Consider the following 22,052-nt stretch of genomic DNA (forward strand, 5'->3'; position numbering starts at 1 on the left):
GTACGGGCCGGGCGGCCGGGAGGTTTCACAGCGGCGGTGGTACAGCAATACTGTTGAACCCCAGAGGTGCGGAACAGAGAGCGAGGCGCCGCCGATGGCCACGGACACCGAGGAAACCGGCCTCACCGTCGACGAGTTGGCCGCCCGCGCCGGGGTGACCGTACGCACCGTGCGCTTCTACAGCACCCGCGGGCTGCTGCCACCGCCCGAGATCGGGCCCCGCCGGGTCGGGCGCTACGGCCCCGGGCACCTCGCGCGGCTCGCCCTGATCGAGGAGCTCCAGCACCAGGGCCTCACCCTCGCCGCCATCGAACGCTATCTGCGGCAGCTCCCCGACGGGATCAGCCCGCACGACCTCGCCATCCACCGCGCCCTGGTGGCCTCTTGGACGCCGGACAAGCCGCAGGAGACGACGCGCGCGCAGCTGGAGCGGCGGGCGGGCCGGGCCTTCACCGAGGAGGACATCGACCGGCTCACCGCGATGGGCGTCCTGGAACCCCTCCCCACCGAGGACACCTTCCGGGCCGACGTGGCCCTGCTGCCCCTCGGCGTCCGGCTGCTCGACGTCCCCATCGCACCCGGGGCACTCGTCGCCGCCCGCACGATCCTCCTCGACCACGCCCGCGCGACGGCGCGGGAGCTGACGCGGCTCTTCGAGGAAGAGGTGGACGCGGCGGATGTGGCGGCGATGAAGTCTCTGTCGGCGCATATGCAACCGCTGGTGGTGCAGGCGCTGGTGACGGCGTTTCAGCGGTCGCTGCGGTCCGAGCTGCGGGGGCTTTACGGGGAGGCGGGCGGGGGGCGGTAGCCCCGCCGCGGGGCGAGTGCGGCACCGTTGCGCCTGCGGCGGGCTTCTTCCCCGGTCCCGCCCCTTCCCGGCTGCGTCTGATGTGCGGCTCCGCCGCGTGGGGGGAGACCCCGGACCCCAGCGGCCTGCGGCCGCGTCCTCAAACTCCCCCAGCTACCGCTGGGAGGTGCCCCCGGACGGAGTCTGGGGGAGGTAGCTGGGGGAGTTTGAGGACAACGCGCGAAGCGTGTTGCGGGGTCTGGGGCGCAGCCCCAGTTTCGGGAAGGGGCGGGTAGGGGAAAAAATCCGCCCTACTCGAAGCGCTCGCCCCGATCCGCCTTCTCCGCCAACAACCCCGGCACAGCGAACCGCTCCCCGTACGCCGCCTCCAACGCCCGAGCCCGCCTCACAAACCCCCGCACACCACCCTCGTATCCGTTGATGTACTGGAGCGCACCCCCCGTCCACCCCGGGAAGCCGATGCCCAGGATCGACCCGATGTTCGCGTCGGCCACCGACGTCAGGACGCCCTCCTCCAGGCAGCGCACCGTGTCCAGCGCCTCCACGAAAAGCATCCGCTCCTTCATGTCCTCGAACGGAATCGCAGCGTCCGGCTTGGTGAAGTGCTCGCGCAGGCCCGGCCACAGACCGGCCCGCTTGCCGTCCACGTAGTCGTAGAAGCCCGCGCCGCCGCTGCGCCCGGTCCGGCCGAACTCGTCCAGCATCCGGTCGAGCACGGCGTCCGCCGGGTGCGGGGTCCAGGTGCCGCCGGCCTCCTCGACCGCGCGCCGGGTTTCCTCGCGGATCCTGCGCGGGAGCGTGAAGGTGAGCTCGTCCATCAGGGTGAGCACCTTGGCGGGGTAGCCGGCCTGGGCCGCGGCCTGTTCGACGGAGGCGGGGTCGATGCCCTCGCCGACCATCGCCACGCCTTCGTTGATGAACCGGCCGATCACCCGTGAGGTGAAGAAGCCGCGCGAGTCGTTGACCACGATCGGCGTCTTGCGGATCTGCTGGACGAGGTCGAAGGCGCGGGCCAGCGCCTCGTCCCCGGTCCGCTCGCCCTTGATGATCTCCACCAGCGGCATCTTGTCGACGGGCGAGAAGAAGTGCAGGCCGACGAAGTCGGCGGGCCGCTCGACGCCTCCGGCCAGCAGGGTGATCGGCAGGGTGGAGGTGTTGGAGCACAGCAGCGCGTCGGGCGCGACGATGTGCTGGATCTCCTGGAAGACCTTGTGCTTGAGGGACGGGTCCTCGAACACCGCCTCGATGACGGCGTCACAGCCCGCGAGGTCCCGCGGGTCGGCGGTGGGGGTGATCCGGGCGAGCAGCGCGTCCCGCTCGGCCTCGGTGGTACGCCCCTTGGCCAGCGCCTTCGCCAGCAGGCCCGCGGAGTAGGACTTGCCCTTCTCCGCCGCCTCCTGGGACACGTCCTTGAGCACGACCTCGATGCCCGCCTTGGCGCAGGCGTAGGCGATGCCCGCGCCCATCATGCCGGCGCCGAGTACGGCGGCCTTCGTCACCTTGCGGGGTGCGACGTCCGCCGGGCGGCTGGCGCCGGAGTTGACGGCCTGGAGGTCGAAGAAGAACGCCTGGATCATGTTCTTGGCGGTCTGCCCCGTGACCAGCTCGGTGAAGTAACGGGCCTCGATGACCTGCGCGTTCTCGAAGTCGACCTGCGAGCCCTCGACGGCCGCCGCGAGGATGTTGCGCGGCGCGGGGTAGGGGGCGCCGCCGAGCTGCTTCTTGAGGGTGGCCGGGAAGGCCGGGAGGTTGGCCGCGAAGCGCGGGCTGGCCGGGGTGCCGCCGGGGATGCGGTAGCCCTTCTCGTCCCAGGGCTGCCGGGAGGAGGGGTGCGCGTCGATGAAGGCGCGGGCCTTGGCCAGCAGTTCCTCGCCGGTGGCGGCGACCTCGTGGACCAGGCCCGCGTCGAGGGCGCGCCGCGCGCTGTGGCGGGTGCCCTGGAGCAGCACCTTGAGCAGGGCGTCGGTGATGCCGAGGAGCCGTACGGTGCGGGTGACGCCGCCGGCCGCCGGGAGGAGGCCGAGGGTGACCTCGGGCAGGCCGATCCGCACGTGCGGGGCGTCGAGGGCGACGCGGTGGTGGCAGGCGAGGGCGATCTCGTAACCGCCGCCGAGGGCCGCGCCGTTGACGGCGGCGACGACCGGCACGCCGAGGGTCTCGATCCGGCGCAGGTCGCGCTTGATGGCCATGGACGTCTCGAAGACCTGCTGGGCGTCCTCGGGCCCGACCTTGATCATGTCCTTGAGGTCGCCGCCCGCGAAGAAGGTCTTCTTCGCGGAGGTGATGACGACGCCCCGCACGGACTCCTTCTCGGCCTCCAGCCGGTCGGCGGTCGCGGTGAGGGACGCCTTGAAGGCGGCGTTCATGGTGTTGGCGGACTGCGCGGGGTCGTCCAGGACGAGCGTGACGATGCCGTCGTCGCTCCGCTCCCAGCGAATGGTGTCGGTCAGGCTCATCCGGGGTTCTCCATAGGGCTCGGGTGGGTGGGGCCCGTCGGGCGTCGACGGGCCGGGGGCGGGGAACTACAGGCGTTCGACGACGGTGGCGATCCCCATCCCGCCGCCCACGCACAGCGTGACCAGCCCGTACCGCTGGTCCCGCCGCTCCAGCTCGTCGATGACCGTCCCGAGCAGCATCGCCCCGGTCGCGCCCAGCGGGTGCCCGAGCGCGATCGCCCCGCCGTTGACGTTGATCCTGTCCAGGCTGATGTCCATGTCCTGGGCGAAGCGCAGCACGACCGCGGCGAACGCCTCGTTCATCTCCACCAGGTCCATGTCGGCCGCGGTCAGCCCGGCCTTGGCGAGGGCCTTGCGGCAGGCGGGCGCGGGGCCGGTGAGCATGATGGTGGGGTCGGCGCCGGAGACGGCGGCGGAGACGATGCGGGCGCGGGGGGTGAGGCCGTAGCGCTCGCCGGTCTCGCGGTTGCCGATGGCCACGAGCGCGGCGCCGTCGACGATCCCGGAGGAGTTGCCCGCGTGGTGCACGTGGTCGATCTTCTCCACCCAGTGGTACTTCTGCAGCGCCACGGCGTCGAAGCCGCCCTGCTCGCCGATGGTGGCGAAGGAGGGCTTGAGCCCCGCGAGGGTCTCGGGGGTGGTGCCGGGGCGTACGTGCTCGTCGCGGTCGAGGACGACGAGGCCGTTGCGGTCGCGTACGGGCACCACGGAGCGGTCGAAGCGGCCCTCCTTCCACGCCTGGGCCGCGCGCTCCTGCGAGCGGGCGGCGAAGACGTCGACGTCGTGGCGGGAGAAGCCGCCCAGGGTCGCGATGAGGTCGGCGCCGATGCCCTGCGGCACAAAGCCGACCTCGAAGTTGGTCATCGGGTCGGCGAACCAGGCGCCGCCGTCGGATCCCATGGGCACCCGCGACATCGACTCGACGCCACCGGCGAGCACGAGGTCCTCCCAGCCGGAGCGGACCTTGGCGGCGGCGATGTTGACGGCTTCCAGGCCCGAGGCACAGAAGCGGTTCTCCTGGACGCCCGCCACGGTGTCGGGCAGCCCGGCGGCGATGGCGGCGACCTTGGCGATGTCGGAGCCCTGGTCGCCGAGGGGGCTGACGACGCCGAGCACGATGTCGTCGACGGCGGCCGGGTCGAGGCCCGGGAACCGCCGCCGCAGCTCGTGGATGAGGCCGACGACGAGGTCGACGGGCTTGGTGCCGTGCAGGGCACCGCTGGCCTTCCCGCGGCCGCGCGGGGTGCGGATCGCGTCGTATACGTACGCTTCGGGGCTCAAGGTCGTGGGCCTTTCGAGGGGGCGGCTTCAACAGGGCGGCTCAGGGGGCGGCTCAAGGGCGGCGGTCAGGCGAGCAGGGAGCGGCCGATGATCTCCTTCATGATCTCGGTCGTCCCACCGTAGATCGTCTGGATCCGGCCGTCGGTGAACGCCTTGGCGACGGGGTACTCGGCCATATAGCCGTACCCGCCGTGCAGTTGCAGACAGCGGTCGGCGACGCGCTTCTGGAGCTCGGTCGCCCACCACTTGGCCATGGAGGCGTGCACGGCGTCGAGCTCTCCGGCGGCGTGCTCGGTGATGCAGCGGTCCACGAAGGCGCGGGTGACCGCGCACTCCGTGGCCATCTCGGCGATCTCGAAACGGACGTGCTGGAGCCTGGCGAGCGGCCGGCCGAACGCCTCGCGCTCCTTGACGTAGCCGGTGGTGAGCTCCACGAGGTGCTCGGCGGCCGCGATCCCGGCCACGGCGATGGTCATGCGCTCCTGGGCGAGATGGGTCATCAGGTGGCCGAACGCGCCGTGGAGCTCGCCCAGGAGGTTCTCCTTGGGGATCCGCACGTCCTGGAAGAAGAGTTCCGCGGTGTCCTGGGCCTTCTGGCCGATCTTGTCGAGGTTGCGGCCGCGCTCGAAGCCGGGCGTGCCCCGCTCGGCCACGAGGAGGCTGAGCCCCTTCGCCCCGCCCTCCGGCGTCGTCTTCGCGACGACGATGACGAGGTCGGCGAGGATCCCGTTGGAGATGAAGGTCTTGGAGCCGTTCAGCAGCCAGTGGTCACCGCGGTCCTCGGCCGTGGTGCGGATGCCCTGGAGGTCCGAGCCCGCGCCCGGCTCGGTCATCGCGATGGCCGTGATGATCTCGCCGGTGCAGAAGCCCGGCAGCCAGCGCCGCTTCTGCTCGTCGGTGGCGAGCGAGGTGAGATAGGGCCCGATGACGTCGTTGTGCAGCCCGACCGCGAGCCCGGCGGCGCCCGCGCGGGCGAACTCCTCGGCGAGCACGGCGCTGTAGCGGAAGTCGGAGGTGCCCCCGCCGCCGTACTCCTCGGGCACGGCCGGGCCGAGCAGCCCCTGCCGCCCGGCCGCCAGCCACACCTCGCGCGGGACGATGCCCTCCCGCTCCCACCGGGCGTGGTGCGGCACGACCTCCTTGGCGAGGAAGGTCCGCACCGTCCCGCGGAACGCCTCGTGGTCGGCGGTGAAGATCTGACGCTTCATCGGTGCGGGCCCTTCCGGTGGGGGGCGAGGCTGGGGACGTCCCAGTCGCGCGCCACCTCGGCGGTGTCCGCGCCCGGCCGGGCGGGCGGGCGGCGCACGGAGCCGGGGGTGGCGGAGAAGCGCGGGGCGGGGGCGGGCTGGGTGAGGCCGCCGTCCTCGACGAAGGTGCCGCGGGCGGCGAGGTGCGGATGGGCGGGGGCCTCCCGGAGGGAGAGAACGGGCGCGACGCAGGCGTCCGAGTGCGCGAAGACCTCCGTCCACTCGGCACGGGTGCGCTGCTTGAAGCGTACGGCGACGGCGTCGCGCAGCGCGTCCCACCGGGCGGGGTCGTCGCGGTCGGGCGCCTCGCCGGTGAGGCCGAGGCGGTCGAGGAACTCCGCGTAGAAGCGCTTCTCCAGCGCCCCCACCGCCATGTGGCCGCCGTCGGCCGTCTCGTACGTGCCGTAGAAGGGCGCTCCCCCGTCGAGGAGGTTGGCACCGCGCCGGTCCTGCCAGGCGCCCGCGGCGAGCATGCCGTGGAGGAGTGCGGTGAGGTGGGCGGTGCCGTCGACGATGGCGGCGTCGACGACCTGGCCGGTGCCGGCGGCGCGGGCGTGCTGGAGGGCGGCGAGGACGCCGATGACCAGATAGAGGGAGCCGCCGGCGAAGTCGCCGAGGAGGTTGGCGGGGGCGTACGGCGGGCCGCCGGCGGATCCGGTCAGGCCGAGGGCGCCGGTGACGGCGATGTACGCGATGTCGTGCCCGGCGGTGTCGGCGAGCGGCCCCTCCTGGCCCCAGCCGGTCATCCGGCCGTAGACGAGGCGGGGGTTGCGGGCGAGGCAGACCTCGGGACCGATGCCGAGCCGCTCGGCGACGCCGGGCCGGAAGCCCTCCAGCAGGACATCGGCGCGCTCGGCGAGATCGAGGACGGCCGGGGGTCCGTCCGGGGACTTGAGGTCCACGATCACCGAGCGCTTGTTGCGGTTGGTGACGTCGTGGCACGGATCGATGTGCAGCCCCGGGCCGTCGGGGCGGTCGACACGGACGACGTCGGCACCGAGGTCGCCCAGCAGCATGGCGGCGAACGGCGCGGGCCCGATCCCCGCGAGCTCGACCACACGGACGCCGGTGAGCGGACCGTTCGCTGTCCCTGCCATCCAGACCCCAGTCCTATGACACAAGTGCTGTAACACTCGTGATGTTAAGAAGGGGTTCCCCTTTCCACAAGACCTGGCCGGGGTCGGCGGTGGGCAAAATCCCGTTGGCCCCGCGGCACTTGGACGGGTCCCTCCGCACGGCTCGCACGGCGGCACCGGCCACGCCCGGCCCGTCCGGCGCTCGCGGGCAGGGGCCCACCGGCCGAAGGCGTCGGCGCGTCAGCGGTCAGAGCAGGCCGGCCTCTTCCAGGAGCCGGCGCACCACCCGCACCGACTCCTCCGGCAGGCCCGGATGCGCCGCCGTCGCCGGGCAGGCGATGACGCCGAGCAGGTGGAGCGCCGTCTTGAAGCCGGCGAGCGCGGACGAGCCGCCGCTCATCGCCGCCGGGTCCCCCGTCTCCGCGAGCGCGAACAGCGCCGCCAGCCGGTCCTGCTCGGCGGCCGCCTCGCGCCAGCGGCCCGCGCGGGCGTGCGCGTACAGCCGTACGAATCCGGCAGGATCCACGTTGCCCAGCCCCGGCACGACGCCGTGGGCCCCGGCCAGCAGGGCGGCGTCGGCGGCGAGTTCGGAGCCGGTGAGCACGCCGAACCCCCGGTCGAGGCCGCGCTCGCGCAGGGCGACGAGCAGCCTGCGCAGCATGCCGAGGTCACCGCTGCTGTCCTTCAGCCCGGCGAGCGTGCCGTCCTCCACGAGCGGCAGGAGCACGGCGGGGGTGAGCTTGCTGTGCACGGCGGGCGGGATGTCGTACGCGATCAGCGGCAGCCGTGTGCCGGCCCGGACCCGGCGGAAGTGGTCGGCGGTCTCGGCGGGGTAGGCGCCCGCGTAGAAGGGCGCGGTGACGACGAGCGCGTCCGCGCCGAGCGACTCCGCGACGCGGGCGTGCGCCAGGACGCGGGCCGTCGTCATGTCGATGGCCCCCGCCAGCACGGGCACCCGCCCGCCGACCGCCTCCACGACGGCCCGCAGCGCGATGCCGCGCCGGTCGTCGGTCAGGAAGGCGGCCTCGCCGCTGGACCCCAGCGCGAACACGGCGTCGACGCCCGCCTCCAGCACATGCTCCACGAGCGCGCCGAGCGAGCGGACGTCCACGTCGCCGCCGGGCGTGAGCGGCGTACAGACAGGAGGCACGACCCCGCCGAGGGGCATGGACAGCGGCATGCGGATCCCCTTCCACCGTTTCTTCCGGAGGAGGGCTCTGCCCTTGGCTTCGCGGACGGAAACGTTGGGCTGAGCGCTCATTTCGGCTGCGGGTGCGTGGCGCCTGCGGCGGGCGGCCTCAAGCGCCGGCCGGGCTGGAATACGCGGCACCCGCCAGCCGTCGGCCGAGCAGCGTTCTTCGACCGCGAGTCCGTCGCTCCCCCGGTCCGGACCATGGTGTGTCGGCGTGCGCCGCGCCACCATGGGAGCAGCCGACCGCCAAAGGGAAGGGCACCCGTGGACTTCGACGTCGTCGTGGAGATCCCGCAAGGCAGCCGCAACAAATACGAGATGGATCACGAGCGCGGCCGGATCCGGCTGGACCGGCTGCTGTTCACCTCCACCCGCTATCCCGCGGACTACGGCTTCATCGAGGAGACCCTCGGCGCCGACGGCGAGCCCCTCGACGCCCTGGTGCTCGCCGGTGAGCCGACGTTCCCCGGGGTGGTCATCCGGTGCCGCGCGATCGGGATGTACCGAATGAGGGACGAGCAGGGCGAGGACGACAAAATCCTGTGCGTGCCCGCGAACGATCCGCGCCATGAACACATGCGAGATCTGCGGCACTTGCCCGAGTACGACCGGCTGGAGATCCAGCACTTCTTCGAGGTCTACAAGGAGCTCGAACCCGGCAAATCCGTCGACAGCGGAGCATGCTGGGCCGACCGTGCGGCGGCGGAGGCGGAGATCGCCGCGTCGGCGGGGCGGGCGGCCGCCGCGAAGGCGGGGCAACAGCGGCCGTAAATACGGTAGAAGGGGGCATGGCTCCCACGGAACGGCACTCCGACCGCGCGCGGACGGCGCCCCCTCGGCTGCCCGGTCCCCTCCTTCCGGTCCTTCCGGTCCTTCCGGACCGCCCGGCGCCCGGGGACCGGGCGCCGGCGCGGCGGATCCCGCCGCTCGCCGTCGTCGCGCTCCTCTACGGCCTCGCCCAACTCTGCTACGCCGTCGCGCACATGAACCTCGGCTGGGACGAGACCGTCTATCTCTCCCAGGTCGACCCCCGCCACCCCGCCGCGTTCTTCAGCGCTCCCCGTTCCCGGGGCATCACCTTCCTCGTCGCCCCTTTCGTCGCCGCGACGTCCTCCCCGCTCGCCCTGCGCGTGGTGCTCGTGCTGCTGTCGTCGGCGGCGCTGTACGCGGCGTTCAAGGTGTGGGAGCCACTGCTCGGGCGGCTGCGGCCCGCGCTCGCGGCCGCGCTCTTCGGCAGTCTGTGGATCACGGTGCTCAGCGGCCCGCAGGTCATGCCGAACCTCTGGGTCGCGCTGACGGCGGTCGCGGCCGTCGGCTGGTTCCTGCGCGCCCGGGACGGCGGCGGCCGCCGGGCCCTCACCGGCCTCACCCTCTCGCTGGCCGCGGCCACCCTCTTCCGCGCGCCGGACGGCGTCTGGCTCGCCCTGCCGCTGCTCGCGGTCTGCGCGGCCGTGCGCGCCTGGCGGCGCCCGGGCACCATGGCGGCCGTCCTCGGCGGGCTCGCGCTGGGCGGGGCACAGTGGGCGGTCGAGGCGTACGTCCGCTTCGGCGGGATCACCCAGCGGCTCGACATCTCCAGCGACACCGAGGGCGGCATGGGAGCGCACCTCGGCGGCGGGCTGTCCGCGGCGTACCGCGGGCTCGACGGGCCGCTGCTCTGCCGCCCCTGCCGCATCGCCGCGCCGCCGCTCACCCACTCGCTGTGGTGGCTGCTGCTCCCCGTACTCACCGCCGCGGCCTGCGGATTGGCGCTGCGGTCCCGCCGCGGCAGGGCCGCGACCCTGCTGCCCGTCGGCTGCGCGCTGTCGCTCGCCGTGCCCTATCTCCTCCTGCTGGACTACTCCGCACCGCGCTTCCTGCTGCCCACCTACGCGCTGGCCGCCCTGCCGGTGGCCGGCCTCGCGGCCCGCGCGCTCCGGTCCGCGCGCGACGGCCGGGTCCGTACCGCCGTGGCCGCGCTGCTGTGCGCGGTGCTGGCCGGGCATCTCGTCGTCCAGTTGGAGGGGCTGCGGGCCAACGCGGCGGACGCGCGGGACACCACCGTGCGCTACCGCCGCGCCGCGGACGGCCTGGAGCGCCTGGGCCTGCGGGCGCCGTGCCTGGTCAGCGGGCCACGGGCGCAGCCGATCGCGTACGAGGCGGGGTGCGCCTCCGCGCAGACGATGGGCAACAACCGCTCGACCACGACGGCGGCGCTGGAACGCGCCGCCGCACGGGAGCCGATGGCCGTGCTGTACGCCCCGGAGGACGGCTATCTGCCGCCGTTCGCGCGCGGCTGGCGGCCCCACCCGCTGCGCGGCACGGACTGGGTGGCGTACGTGGCGCCGTAGGGCCCGGCCCGCGCCCGCGTGAGCGCCGCGGCTCGGGCTACGCCTCCCGCAGGAGCGTCGTCAGGTCCGCGTCGAGGTCGAGACGCGCGGACTCCGCGCCGGCGGGGACGAGGGCGTAGGAGCGGGCGAGGAAGCGGCGGAGTTCGGAGGTGGCGATCTGGACCATGGCGATGCCCTCGGGGGCGTGGAACTCCAGCACGGTGCGGTCCGGGCCGCACGGCCAGACGTGCACGTCACCTCCGCCGGCCGGGGAGACGAGTCCGCACGCCAGGAGTTCGCGCGCGAACGCCCATGCCACATCCGCCCCGTCGAGGGACGCCATGGGAGGAAACGCGATATGCACCGCGAAGGGGTCGGAGGGCACATAACGGAGCTGCGCGGGAACGGCGCGGTCCTTCGGGGCCGATGCGATCAGCCGTGCCTGGACAGCCTGGTCGATGACGGTGGACAACGCGTGCTCCCTTGCGGTCGGTATTGGGGTGGTGCGGGTCCGTGCCTCTCTCTGCTTCTTCTGGAGAGACGGCGGATCGAATACGTCAGCCGCACGAATCCGATGTGACCTACGTCACTCCCGCCCGCTGTCAGTGCTGGACGGGCAGCACCGCGAGCACTTCCCAGCCCCCGCCCGGCACCGGCCCCGCGGTCAGTGAGCCGCCGATCGCGTCGGCCCGCTCGGTGAGGCTCACCAGCCCCAGCCCGCCGCTGTCCTCGGGGGTGCGGCGGGCGTGCTGCGGACCGCGCCCGTCGTCGCGCACGGAGACGAACAAGCGCGGGGCCGCGTCCCGGAGCTCCACCTCCACGGACGAGACGCCGGGGCTGTGCTTGGCGACGTTGGCCAGGGCCTCGGTGACGATGCGGTGGACGGAAGCGGCCAGTTCGGGCGCCAGTCCGGCGTCGAAGCAGGGGTCGACGTGCAGGGAGACGCGCGGCGCGCCGCTCGCGCGGGAGAAGTCCTCGACCAGCTCCGCGATCCCGTCCAGGCCGGGCAGCGGCTCCCGGTGGGCCTCGTCCTGCTGGAGCACGCGCAGCAGCCGCCGGGCGGTGGTCATCGCCTCACCGCCCGCCTCCTCGATGTCCCGCAGCGAGGCCGCGACCCGTTCGTCCCTGGCCAGCGAGCCGGTGGCCTTCGCCAGCAGGGTCATCGCGGCGACGTGGTGCGAGACGAAGTCGTGCAACTCCCCGGCCAGCTCCAGCCGTTCGGCCTCCCGGGCGGCGGCCACGGCCCTGGCGCGCTCGACGTCGCGGTAGCGCAGGCACAGCCCCAGCGCGGCGACCCCGGCCACCACGAGGGAGTAGGCGACCACGGTGGTGCTCAGCGCGTCGGTGTCCCGTACGGGCGCCGCGAGCACGCCCGCGGCCAGGGCGACCCCCAGCGGCACCGCGACCCGCACGGGCGCCCGCCAGGCGACCAGCGCCAGCAGGACGAGCAGGGCCGCACCCTCGGTCAGCCCCCACACCGGCATGTGCGCCCCGACCGTCAGCAGATAGCCGGTCGCCGACCAGGAGACGGCAACGGCCGCCACCGCGCGTACGACGAGCGGGGCCCAGGGCAGCACGCACGCGGCGACCAGCAGGCCGGCGCACCAGACCACCAGATGCGCGTGGTGTCCCCCTGCCGAGCCGGGATACGGAGCACCCCGGCTCAGCAGCCGTCCCTCGACCATCCACACCCCGCACAGCCCGGCCAGCAGCCACCCGTGGCGGCGCACCGACCGGGGGGCGGGAGGGCGGTCGGGGGCCGAAGGCAGGGTTATGGGGGTCATGCGTTCACGTTATGAGCGGCCCCCGGGCCGGGGGATCGCCCTTACAGCCACCCGCCATGGGCCGAAAGGATGAATCTTTGACTGTTCAGGACGGCAGCTCCTGGCGGTACCGCTCCAGCGGCGGCGCCGTCTTCGTCGCGATGAACTCCGTGATCGAGTACTCGCACACCCCCGCCACCATGAACGGGTCGCTCTTCGTGATCTCCTCGATCTTCGCCCGGTCGTCGCCGAGGGCGAGGATGACCCCGCCGTCGCGCGGGACCTTGCGTCCGGAGGCGATGAAGACGCCCGAGGCGTAGTGCGCGTCGAGCCAGGCGACGTGCTCGGCGAGTGCGGCGTCGATGCGCTCGATCGGCGCGATGTAGGTCAGCTCAAGTACGAACATGATCCACAGGCTACGCTCGCGGCCCCGCCGCCGCCTCGGCGCACCCGGCCGGTAGCGTAAGGCGCATCATGAGCCACACACCTGACGAGCTGCCCGCGGGCTGGCCCACGACCGAGGCGGAAGCGGCCGCCGTCCAGGACGAGTTGCGGGGCCGGGTGGTGCGGGACGAGCCGGGCCCCTCCCCCGGCTCCCCGCTGATCGCCGTCGGCGTGGACGTCGCCTACGACGACGAGCGGGACCTCGTCGCCGCGGCGGCCGTCGCGCTCGACAGCGGCAGCCTGGAGGTCGTGGCCGAGGCCACGGCGGTCGGCCGCATCGCCTTCCCGTACGTCCCCGGGCTGCTCGCCTTCCGTGAGATCCCCACCGTCCTGGCCGTGCTGGACCGGCTGCCGGTCACCCCCGGCCTCGTGGTCTGCGACGGCTACGGGCTCGCGCACCCGCGCCGCTTCGGCCTGGCGAGCCACCTCGGCGTCCTGACGGACCTGCCGACGATCGGCGTCGCCAAGAACCCCTTCACCTTCCGCCACGCGGAACCGGGGCCGTTGCGGGGTGACACCTCGCCGCTGCTGGACGGCGAGGAGGAAGTGGGCCGCGCCGTGCGCACCCGGGCCGGTGTGAAGCCGGTCTTCGTGTCGGTGGGCCACCGGGTGAGCCTGGACCACGCGTGCGGGTTCACCCTGCGGCTGGCCCGTGACTTCCGGCTGCCGGAGACGACGCGGGCGGCGGACGCGCTGTGCCGGGCGGCTCTGCGCACGGCGTCCGCGGAGCCGTAGGCCCGCGGGGAGTCTCAGTCCCCCGTGGACGAGCCCGAGTGCGCCGCGGGCCGCCGGTCGCGGCCGCACGCGGCGAAGCCGGTCCGGCCGGGGCCCGGGACGGGCCGCCACAGCCGCGACGGGGTCGCGCCCGCGGGCCCGTGGCCCGCGGCGGGTCCCCGCCCTTCCGGGGCCGGGCCGCGCGCCGCGGGCAGGGACGCCGGACCGGACGGCGCGCGCTCCGCGTCGCGCGCTGTCAGCGTGACCACACCGCTCGCCGCCACCGCGCCGGCCACCCCGGCCAGCACCCCGCCGGTCAGTCCGTAGCGGAAGCCCTCGCCGAGCACCGTTATCCCTATGGCGGCGGCGACCGCGGGGTTCACGACGGTGAGCGTGGCCAGCGGGGCGGCGAGACCGGCGCCCCGGTAGGAGGTCTGGGAGAGCAGCAGTCCGGCCGAGGCGAAGACCACGACGCCGGCCAGCACCAGCGGCAGGGAGCCGGTCTCGTGCGAGGTCCAGTCCTCGGCGGCGGCCTTGGTGAAGACGGAGCCGAGGCCGAAGGCGACACCGGCCGCGGAGGCCAGCACCACGCCCCGCGGGGCCGGGCGGTGCACCCAGCGCGCGGCGACCATGAGGATCAGGATGGCGCCGAGGCCCGCGGCGGCGAGCACGGGTCTCGCACCGTCGTCCAGGAACTCGGTGCGCGGGGACCCGGTCAGCGTCAGCAGCGCGATCAGCCCACCGGTGGCGAGCAGCGCGCCGCGCCAGCCGACCGCGCCGACGGGTCTGCGGGCGAACACCGCGGCCATCGGCAGGGCGAAGACGATCGTGAGCGCGCCCAGCGGCTGCACCAGGCTGAGCGGGCCGTAGGCCAGGGCCAGCACGTGCAGCCCGGCGCCCACCCCGGTCAGTCCCACGGCACCCCACCAGCTCGGGTGGCGCAGCGGTCCGCAGGCACCACCGGCGCTGGTGGTGGCGACACGTTCCTGCACGATGGCGGCGCCCGCGTAGCAGAGGGCGGACACCAGACACAGCAGCACCGACATCACCAGCGAGCTCACGTCACCCCTCGCCGGTCCGTCCCGAAGCCCTTCATACCTCCACCATGCCTCTGCGGGCCGCGCGCGTCGTCGTACCTGAGAACGGACTGCCGGGTACTACAGATGGAGTACGAGTCCACGGGCACACGTAGGGGCCACCCCGAGACGCCCCCGACAGCCCGCGAATACCCTTTCCCTTTTCTTTTCGCGGGGAATGGGCGCGCGGAATCCAGGGGAATTTCGCGCGGGCGGCGGAAACCCCCGGTTACGGAGCTGTGGATTCCGTATTCGGGCGGGAGCGGCGCCGCCTCCCGTGCGAGCGGCGGGCCGGGGCGGCCAGGAGGGTGTCCCGCGTGACGGGGGTGCGGCCCGCCCGCCGCCGAGCGCCGCTCCGGCACATCTGCGGGCTCGGAGCGGGGCCATTTCGCCGGATACGACCTCCACCGTCCGATATGAGTCGCCCGCCGCCACCCCCGGCGGGCCGGCGCCTTCGGCCGACGTACGGACGCCGTGACTCCGGCCCCGGACCGCCCCGCGCGGCGGAGCGACCCCGGGCGCGCGCTCACCGAGCACGGAATCCCTCCGCGGACACCTCGCCGCTACGCACCACGGGTGGCCGCGTGCCGCCCTCTGCCGTATGCCGTCCTACGCCCTGACGGCCCGGTCCCTTGTCGCCCGCCCCCATGGCCGCCGATTCCGGGGGTGCCTGCGGGCACCGCGCGGCGCGGGAAATGAGGAGGATTTTTACGACGTGTGACCACCCCTCGATGGCCGCGCCTTCCGGGCGAATCCACCGGCTCGGCCGGACCACGGACATCTTCGGCACGAGAACAGGCCCGCGCGAGGCGGGAAGGGGAGGATTCGAAGGCCCGGAGGATTCTTTCCGGGAGGGCCCTGGCGGAGCTCTCGGACGGCTCGCGAGGAAATGGCGTCCGGTGCGCACGGAATGGCATCGGCTCCGCGAAATAAAGGGGCAGTTCAGGATAGCCGCGACGCGCGCCAGGACACCACCGCTTTACCGCGACCAGGACGCCTTTCGCTCGACGGCGCCCACCACCCAGGAAGGGTGCCGACCGGACCGCCGCTAATGCCGATGTCCGCCAACTGGAGCGCGTACACCGCGATGTGACGCTTGATCATGGACGGACGCGCTCCCCCTGCGCGTACACCCGGCAGGACACCGCCGGACCGGCGCACCTCACCCCGCCGGGGTGGGAATTTCACATTCCGCGGCCCGCGCAGTTTACCGTGCTCGCCGTCGTCTCCGATTCAACTCCCCTAATCCAGAAAGCAGTTGACGGAGACATTGCCGTGAGCAAGTATCGGATCCGCCGATGGTCGGCGTTCCTCCGTTCACCCGACCGGCACTCACAGCAAGGACATCGGATGTCCACCATCGAGTTATCACGCGGCCCCGTCGAATACACCGTGCTCGGCGGCGATCCCGAAGCGGCGCCTCTGGTTCTCCTTCATGAAGGACTCGGCTGCATCGCCATGTGGCGGCGCTTTCCCGCGCGGCTGGCGGCGGCCACCGGGCGGCGCACGCTGGTCTTCTCCCGCCATGGTTACGGAAGTTCGGGACCGGCCCGGCTGCCGCGCTCGCCCCGGTATATGCACGAGGAGGCGTCCGAGGTCCTGCCCGAGCTCCTCGACCGGCTCGGCCTGCACAGGCCCGTGCTCGTCGGGCACAGCGACGGGGCCTCGATCGCGCTGCTGCACGCGGCCACGCACCCCGTCGAAGCGGCCGTGGCGATGGCCCCGCACCTCTTCGTGGAGGACCGCACACTGCGGGGCGTCGAAGCGGCGCGTGCCGCCTTCCTATCCGGCCCGCTGGCCCGTGAGCTGGCCTTCTACCACCAGGACCCGGAGGCCGTCTTCCACGGCTGGAGCCAGGTGTGGCTCTCGCCGGAGTTCCGCGACTGGGACATCGGACCCGATCTCGCCGGGGTCACCGCCCCCGTCCTCCTCGTGCAGGGCGATCGCGACCGCTACGGCACCACGGCCCACCTCGACGCCGCGCGGCGCGCCCTGCCCGGCCCCGTAGAACGCCTGGAACTGGCCGGCTGCGGCCACACCCCGCACCTGGAACGGACCGACGACGTGATCGAAGCCGTCCACACCTTCCTCTCCGATTCCCTCTCCGACCCCCTCACCGAATCCCTCTCCACCTCCCCCGCCGACTCCCCCGCCGACCCGGCGCCGCGCCAGGAGACCCGCCCATGAGCGACACCGCCGGCGTCCGGCTGGACGCCCTGCTCACCGCCTCCGCCCACCGCTACCCCGGCCGACCGGCCCTGACCGCCGAAGGACGCACCTGGACCTACGCCGAACTGGAGCGCACGGTCGAGGAGTTGGCGCGGCAGCTGACCGCGGCCGGGGTCGCGCCCGGCGACCGGGTGGGTGTGCACGCCCCCAAGGGGACGGCGGCGGTCCTCGGCATCTACGCGGGGCTGCGCGCCGGGGCGGTCGTCGCCCCGCTCGACGTCGCGGACCCGCCCGTACGGACCGCGCACATGGTGCGCGGCGCGGGGATCTCCCTCCTGCTCACCTCCGGCCGGGCCCTGCCGGGAGCCCGCGAGGCCGCGGCGGAGGCCGCCCCAGCGGGGGCGGACGCACAGGCGGAGGGCGAGCTGGAGCACGGCCTCCACTGGATCCGCACCGTCCCCGTCACCGGCCGGCCCGCGCCCCTGCCCGCCCCCACCGACCGCGGCGGCTATGTCCTGTTCACCTCCGGGAGCACCGGCCGCCCCAAGGGCGTCCTGCTCTCCCACGCCAACGTCGCCCACTTCGCCCTCTGGGCAGCCGCCGAGCTCGGTCTGACCGAGACGGACCGGGTCGGCTCGCAGGCCGCGCTCACCTTCGACCTCACCACCTTCGACCTGTTCAGCACGGCCGCCGCGGGCGCCTGCGCCGTCCTGATGCCCGACGTGCTGCGGGCCTTCCCGCGCGACGTCGTCGGCTGGCTCACGGAACAGCGCATCACCGCCTTCTACGCCGTGCCCTCGCTCTATCAGGGCATGCTCGAACAGGGCGGCGCCGCCGAGCGGTTCCCCGGCTCGCTGCGCGTCGCTGCCTTCGCGGGCGAGCCGTTCCCGCCGCGCCTGCTGGAGCGCTACCTCGGCCTCCTGGGCGACATCCCCTTCTACAACCTCTACGGCCCCACCGAGACCAATGTGTGCACCTACAGCCGGGTGCCCGCCGACTGGACCGCCGAGGAGGAGATCACCATCGGCCGGGCCGTGGCGGGCGACACCGTCGACGTCCTCGGCGACGACGGCCGGCCCACGGACGGCCAGGGGGAGATCTTCGTCGCCGGGGCCACCGTCTTCCAGGGCTATCTCCAGGACGGGGCGCTGACCGACCCCACCCGCACCGTCGTCTTCCGCGACGGCGTCCCGCGCCGCGCGTACGCCACCGGCGACATCGGCCGGATCACCGAGGACGGCCGCGTCTTCCTGCGCGGCCGCGGCGACTCGCAGGTCAAGCGGCGCGGCCACCGCATCGACCTGCTCGACGTCGAGAGCGCCGTGCTCGGCCTGCCGCGGGTCGGCGCGGCCGCGGTCGTCGCCAAGGACGGCGCGCACCAGGGCGAGATCTGGGCGTACGTCACGACCGCGGCGACCGCGGCGGACATCCTCGCGGGGCTGCGCGGCGTCCTGCCCCTGCGCATGCTGCCCGACCGGGTCGTCACCACCGGCCCGCTGCCCGTCAACGCCCGCGGCAAGGTCGACCGCCGCGCGCTCTCCACCGCCACCGTCACCGCCTGAACCCGCCGAAGGAGCCCGACCGTGCACACCGTGGAAGACCTCTGCGCCCTGATCAGCAGCAAGATCACCTGGGGTCGGGGGGAGGAGCCCCAGCGGCTCCGCCCCGACACCCCGCTGCTCGAAACGGGCCTGCTCGACTCGCTCACCATCATGCAGATCGTCACCGCCCTCGACACCGAGGCCGGTCTCACCCTGCCGGACACCGAGATCGTCGCCGCCAACTTCCGCAGCCCCACGGCCCTGTGGGCCGTCCTGGAGAACATCGGGGCGGGGGCCGCGCGATGACCGCGACCGACCGCCTGCTGCGCACCGGCCCCACCGCGACCGAGGCCGTGGTGAGCTCCTGCCGCGACCGGGCCCGGCCCCTGGCCGAGCAGCTGGCCGGCAAGGGCTTCCGCGACCAGTGGGAGGCGCTGGCCGGGCTCGGGGTGCTGCGACTGGACCCGCCGGAGCCGGGATCGGAGCCGCCCTCGAAGTCCGGCGAGCCCGGCCCCGTCACCCGCTCCCTCGCCATGATCGAGGGCATCGGCCTGGCGGGCGTCGATCCCGGGGTCGTCTACGCCCTGGCGTCCCAGGTCTTCGGCATGCAGTACCCCCTGCGGGCGGTGCTCCCCGAGGAGGCGTGGCGCTCCCTCGCCCGCCTCCAGGACGGCCGGGTCCTGCTGTGCCACGCGCTGACCGAGCGCAGGGGCGGCAGCGATCCGCTGTCGATGGACACCCGGGCCCGCCGCGCGGACGGCGGCTATGTGCTCGACGGCGCCAAGACCTTCATCACCGCGGCCCCGGTGGCCGATCTGGCCCTGGTCTTCGCCCGCACCGAGGAGAACCGGTCGCCGTTCGCCCTGTCCGCCTTCCTCTTCCCCGTCGACACTCCAGGGGTGACCCGCGCCGACGCGTTCGCCAAGACCGCGCTGCCGGGCGTGCCCATGGGAGAGCTGGCCTTCGACGGCGTACGCCTGACGTCCGGCCAGCTGATCGGCGCGGAGGGCTCCGGTCTCGCCATCCTCTCCTCCACCACCACCTGGGAGCGGGCCCTGCTGCTCGGCTACGCCCTCGGCCCGATGCGCCGCACACTCCAGCGGATCACCACCTGGGCGTCCGAGCGCGACCACTTCGGCCGCCGGATGGGCGCCAGCCACCAAGTGGCCGCCAGGGTCAGCGACATGGCGCTGGCCCTGCACCGCTCCCGCGGCCTGCTGTACGGCATGGCGGCGCGGCTCGACGCGGGCACGCCCACGCGCCGGCTGTCGGCCGAGGCGGCGCTCACCAAGATCTCCGTGTCGGAGGACTACGTCCGGCTGACGGGCCACGCCACCGCGCTCTCGGGCGTCCGGGCCTTCATCGCCGACTCCGAACTCCCCGCGGACCTGCACAGCCCCATGGCGGCCCTCACCTACGCCGGTCCCAACGACCTGCTGCGCGTGGGCGTCGCCCGAGAATTCGGCCTTCCCGTAGAGAACTGATTCCCGAAAGGCCCCTCATGGCCCTTTCCATGCCCATCGATTCGCTGCCCACCGACCTCGAAGAACTCCTCGCACTCGCCGAGAAGACGGGCGCGGCCCTCGCGCCGCTGGCCGCCGACGTGGACGCCGGCCGTTCCGACGGACACGAGACGTACCGCGTCCTCAAGGACGCGGGCCTGCTGGGGCTGCTCGTGCCGCGCGAGGCGGGCGGCGCCGGGCTCGGCTTCGCCGGCTACTCCCGCGTGCTGGCCGTGCTGGGCGCCCACAACGGCGCCGCCGCGCTCGGCTTCAACATGCACAACGTCGCCATCGGCTCGCTGTGCGAGTCGGCGGCCATGCCGCTGCCGCCCGCCGCGGACGCCTTCCGCTCCTGGGTGTACGACGAGGTGGTGGGCGGCCGGAAGATCTTCGCGTCCGCCACCTCCGAGGCCGGGAGCGGCGCCAAGCTGCGCGGCGTGCGCACCACCCACCGCCCCTCCGCGGACGGCCGGGGCTACGTCCTGACCGGGGAGAAGTCGTTCGTCTCGCTGGCGGGCGTGGCCGACTACTACGTGGTCGCGGCCCGCGCCGAGGGGACGGAGGGCAGCGGCGAGGTCTCGCACTTCGTGGTGGCCGCCGACGACCCGGGCGTCCGCTTCGGCGAGGTGCACAGCCTGTCCGCGATGTACGGCACCAGCACCGCGAACATGGTTCTCGACGCCGTGCCCCTGCCACGCTCCCGGCTCTTCCTCGGGGTCGAGGGGATGTCGATGTACAAGCTGGTGCGCGAGCCGCACTGGATGATCTCCGGCTACACCGGCGCGTATCTGGGCATCGCCGAGGCGGTCCTGCGCTTCACCACCGACCACGTCGCCGCCTCGCCCCGCCGCGCCGGGTCCCCGGTGCTGCGACGGGAGCTCGGCCGGATGTCCGCGCGGCTCAGCGCGGCACGGGCGCTGGTCCACGAGGCGGGCGCGCGGATCGACAGCGCGCGGGGCACGGTGGAGGCCAACGCGGCGGTGCACGCCGCGAAGTACGTCGTCGGCGAGGTCGGCCCGGCACTCGCGCAGGACGCCGTCCGCATCTGCGGGTCGGCGGCGCTCAGCCGCTCGCTGCCGCTGGAACGGCTGCTGCGGGAGGCCTCGTTCGCCTCCGTGATGCCCGCCAAGCCGGAGGAGTGCCTGGAGTACCTCGGCAAGGCGGCCCTCGGCGTCAACCTCCACGACGCGACGGCCTTCGACTGGTGAGCGCCGTCAGCCGGCACGGGCGGACCGCCACCGGGGGCGCGCCCGCCACCGCCGCGCCGACCCCGCCCGGGGCACCGCGCACCGCCGTGCCCGTCGTCACCTATGTGCTGTTCGTGGTGATGGCGGGCGGCACCGTCCCGACGCCCGTCTACGCGCTGTACGCGCAGCGCCTGTACCTGTCCCCGCCGGTCGTGGCCCTGGTCTTCGCGGCGTACGCGGGCGGCATCCTCCTCTCCCTGCTGCTGTTCGGGGGGCTTTCGGACCAGATCGGGCGGCGGGCCACGCTCGCCCCGGCGCTGCTGGTGGCCGCCGTCAGCAGCGTCGTCTTCCTCGCCTTCCCGACGCTCCCCGGCCTGTTCGCCGGGCGCGTGCTGTCCGGTGTCTCCGTCGGGCTGACCACGGGCGCGGCCACCGCTTATCTCGCGGAGCTGCACCCGGTCCGGCCCCGGGCGGCGCTGATCGCGTCGGTGACCAACATGGCCGGTCTGGGCTGCGGTTCGCTGCTGTCGGGGCTGCTGGTGGAGTACGCCCCCTCCCCCACCGTCCTGCCGTATGTGGTCCTGACCGCCCTGCTGCTGCCGGGGCTCGCCCTGGCGGCGCTGCCCGAACCCGTCGCGCCGCGCGGCGGCGGGATCCGGCCGCAGCGCCTCAGCGTGCCCGCGCCCGCGCGGCGGAGCTTCGCCGCGGCGGCGGTGGCGGTGTTCGCCTCCTTCGCCCTGCTGGGGCTGCTGGCCTCGCTGGCGGGGAACTTCCTGGTCCAGGGCCTGCACGACCACAGTCATCTCGCGGTCGGACTGGTGGCGTTCAGCGCCTTCGGCTCCGCGGGGGCGGCCCAGCTGTTCGCCGTGCGGCTGCCGCCGCGCACCGGTCTGGCCGTGGGCATGGCCGGCGTGCCGCTGGGGCTCGCGCTGATCCTGGCGGGGCTGTCCACGGCTTCGCTGCCGCTCTTCCTCTGCGGCTCGGTGCTCGGGGGCGCGGGCGCGGGCACCTCCTTCAAGTCCGGCCTGGCGCTGGTGACGTCGCAGGCGCTGCCCGGCCGGGTCTCGGAGCTGGTCTCCAGCTATTTCGTCGCCGCGTATCTGGGCCTGACGCTGCCGGTCGTCGGGGTGGCCGTGCTGCTGTCGCACGGCACGCTGATGACGGCGGCGGGCATCTTCGCCGGGGTGGTGACGGTGCTGTGCGTGGCGAGCGTCACGGTCACGGCGGCGGTCGCCTCCCGGGCGGCACACCCGACGAGGACGTCATGACCGACGCATCCGGGAGGAC

At 73.8% G+C, this 22,052-nt stretch carries 19 protein-coding genes; 10 read left to right on the forward strand and 9 right to left on the reverse strand.

Annotated features, from left to right (window positions below):
• Window positions 1-94: 94 nt before the first annotated feature.
• On the forward strand, window positions 95-808 hold the full coding sequence (locus ACZ4A5_RS11885) for a MerR family transcriptional regulator (RefSeq protein ID WP_467581668.1): 714 nt from the start codon (window positions 95-97) through the stop codon (window positions 806-808).
• Between the two features lie 290 nt (window positions 809-1,098).
• Here ACZ4A5_RS11885 and ACZ4A5_RS11890 read toward each other — a convergent pair whose 3' ends face one another.
• The 5 genes from ACZ4A5_RS11890 to ACZ4A5_RS11910 all read right to left on the reverse strand — a co-directional run bounded on the left by ACZ4A5_RS11890 (window position 1,099) and on the right by ACZ4A5_RS11910 (window position 8,048).
• Window positions 1,099-3,264 (reverse strand): 3-hydroxyacyl-CoA dehydrogenase NAD-binding domain-containing protein, encoded by a 2,166-nt coding sequence (locus tag ACZ4A5_RS11890; RefSeq protein ID WP_467581671.1) that lies wholly within the window; start codon window positions 3,262-3,264, stop codon window positions 1,099-1,101.
• Between the two features lie 66 nt (window positions 3,265-3,330).
• A complete protein-coding gene (locus ACZ4A5_RS11895; protein WP_467581674.1) occupies window positions 3,331-4,545 on the reverse strand; it encodes an acetyl-CoA C-acetyltransferase in 1,215 nt (404 codons plus the stop codon).
• Window positions 4,546-4,610: 65 nt separating this feature from the next.
• Window positions 4,611-5,753 (reverse strand): acyl-CoA dehydrogenase family protein, encoded by a 1,143-nt coding sequence (locus ACZ4A5_RS11900; RefSeq protein ID WP_467581677.1) that lies wholly within the window; start codon window positions 5,751-5,753, stop codon window positions 4,611-4,613.
• Complete coding sequence (locus ACZ4A5_RS11905; RefSeq protein ID WP_467581679.1) at window positions 5,750-6,889, reverse strand: CaiB/BaiF CoA transferase family protein; 1,140 nt, start codon at window positions 6,887-6,889, stop codon at window positions 5,750-5,752. Before ACZ4A5_RS11905 ends, ACZ4A5_RS11900 begins: the two co-directional genes overlap by 4 nt.
• A gap of 226 nt (window positions 6,890-7,115) precedes the next feature.
• Complete coding sequence (locus tag ACZ4A5_RS11910) at window positions 7,116-8,048, reverse strand: dihydrodipicolinate synthase family protein (protein ID WP_467581681.1); 933 nt, start codon at window positions 8,046-8,048, stop codon at window positions 7,116-7,118.
• A gap of 276 nt (window positions 8,049-8,324) precedes the next feature.
• On the opposite strand from ACZ4A5_RS11910, the gene ACZ4A5_RS11915 reads away from it, so the two are divergent.
• Window positions 8,325-8,831: an inorganic diphosphatase gene (locus ACZ4A5_RS11915; protein ID WP_467581682.1), complete on the forward strand. Its 507-nt coding sequence runs from the start codon at window positions 8,325-8,327 to the stop codon at window positions 8,829-8,831.
• A 17-nt stretch (window positions 8,832-8,848) separates the two neighbouring features.
• Window positions 8,849-10,390 (forward strand): hypothetical protein, encoded by a 1,542-nt coding sequence (locus ACZ4A5_RS11920; protein ID WP_467581684.1) that lies wholly within the window; start codon window positions 8,849-8,851, stop codon window positions 10,388-10,390.
• Window positions 10,391-10,427: 37 nt separating this feature from the next.
• Here the strand turns inward: ACZ4A5_RS11920 and ssgD are convergent, their stop codons facing one another.
• From ssgD to ACZ4A5_RS11935, 3 genes are all read right to left on the reverse strand, one after another.
• On the reverse strand, window positions 10,428-10,841 hold the full coding sequence (ssgD, locus tag ACZ4A5_RS11925; protein WP_467581686.1) for a spore wall synthesis regulator SsgD: 414 nt from the start codon (window positions 10,839-10,841) through the stop codon (window positions 10,428-10,430).
• A 130-nt stretch (window positions 10,842-10,971) separates the two neighbouring features.
• Entirely contained in the window at window positions 10,972-12,153 is a 1,182-nt protein-coding gene (locus ACZ4A5_RS11930; protein WP_467581688.1) for a sensor histidine kinase, read from the reverse strand.
• An 85-nt stretch (window positions 12,154-12,238) separates the two neighbouring features.
• Window positions 12,239-12,538: a YciI family protein gene (locus ACZ4A5_RS11935; RefSeq protein ID WP_467581690.1), complete on the reverse strand. Its 300-nt coding sequence runs from the start codon at window positions 12,536-12,538 to the stop codon at window positions 12,239-12,241.
• A 68-nt stretch (window positions 12,539-12,606) separates the two neighbouring features.
• Here ACZ4A5_RS11935 and ACZ4A5_RS11940 point away from each other — a divergent pair, with 68 nt between their 5' ends.
• Complete coding sequence (locus ACZ4A5_RS11940) at window positions 12,607-13,311, forward strand: endonuclease V (RefSeq protein ID WP_467581692.1); 705 nt, start codon at window positions 12,607-12,609, stop codon at window positions 13,309-13,311.
• A gap of 14 nt (window positions 13,312-13,325) precedes the next feature.
• Here the strand turns inward: ACZ4A5_RS11940 and ACZ4A5_RS11945 are convergent, their stop codons facing one another.
• Window positions 13,326-14,351, reverse strand: coding sequence for a DMT family transporter (locus tag ACZ4A5_RS11945; protein WP_467581694.1), 1,026 nt, complete (start codon window positions 14,349-14,351; stop codon window positions 13,326-13,328).
• Between the two features lie 1,365 nt (window positions 14,352-15,716).
• Between ACZ4A5_RS11945 and ACZ4A5_RS11950 the strand changes: the two genes are divergently transcribed.
• Genes ACZ4A5_RS11950 through ACZ4A5_RS11975 form a run of 6 tightly spaced genes read left to right on the forward strand, consistent with a single transcriptional unit; the run spans window position 15,717 to window position 22,033 of the window.
• The gene (locus ACZ4A5_RS11950; protein WP_467581695.1) at window positions 15,717-16,553 is read left to right on the forward strand and encodes an alpha/beta fold hydrolase; all 837 of its coding nucleotides are present in this window, start codon (window positions 15,717-15,719) and stop codon (window positions 16,551-16,553) included.
• Entirely contained in the window at window positions 16,550-18,097 is a 1,548-nt protein-coding gene (locus ACZ4A5_RS11955) for an amino acid adenylation domain-containing protein (protein WP_467581697.1), read from the forward strand. The genes ACZ4A5_RS11950 and ACZ4A5_RS11955 overlap by 4 nt, the downstream gene beginning before the upstream one ends.
• Before the next feature lie 21 nt (window positions 18,098-18,118).
• Window positions 18,119-18,382: an acyl carrier protein gene (locus tag ACZ4A5_RS11960; RefSeq protein WP_398867523.1), complete on the forward strand. Its 264-nt coding sequence runs from the start codon at window positions 18,119-18,121 to the stop codon at window positions 18,380-18,382.
• Window positions 18,379-19,560, forward strand: a complete 1,182-nt coding sequence (locus ACZ4A5_RS11965; RefSeq protein WP_467581699.1) for an acyl-CoA dehydrogenase family protein — start codon at window positions 18,379-18,381, stop codon at window positions 19,558-19,560. Before ACZ4A5_RS11960 ends, ACZ4A5_RS11965 begins: the two co-directional genes overlap by 4 nt.
• A gap of 29 nt (window positions 19,561-19,589) precedes the next feature.
• Complete coding sequence (locus ACZ4A5_RS11970; protein WP_467581701.1) at window positions 19,590-20,786, forward strand: acyl-CoA dehydrogenase family protein; 1,197 nt, start codon at window positions 19,590-19,592, stop codon at window positions 20,784-20,786.
• Window positions 20,783-22,033: an MFS transporter gene (locus ACZ4A5_RS11975; RefSeq protein ID WP_467581703.1), complete on the forward strand. Its 1,251-nt coding sequence runs from the start codon at window positions 20,783-20,785 to the stop codon at window positions 22,031-22,033. The genes ACZ4A5_RS11970 and ACZ4A5_RS11975 overlap by 4 nt, the downstream gene beginning before the upstream one ends.
• The last annotated feature ends 19 nt before the right edge of the window (window positions 22,034-22,052 follow it).

Source organism: Streptomyces sp. NPDC025618 (genome assembly GCF_055558795.1).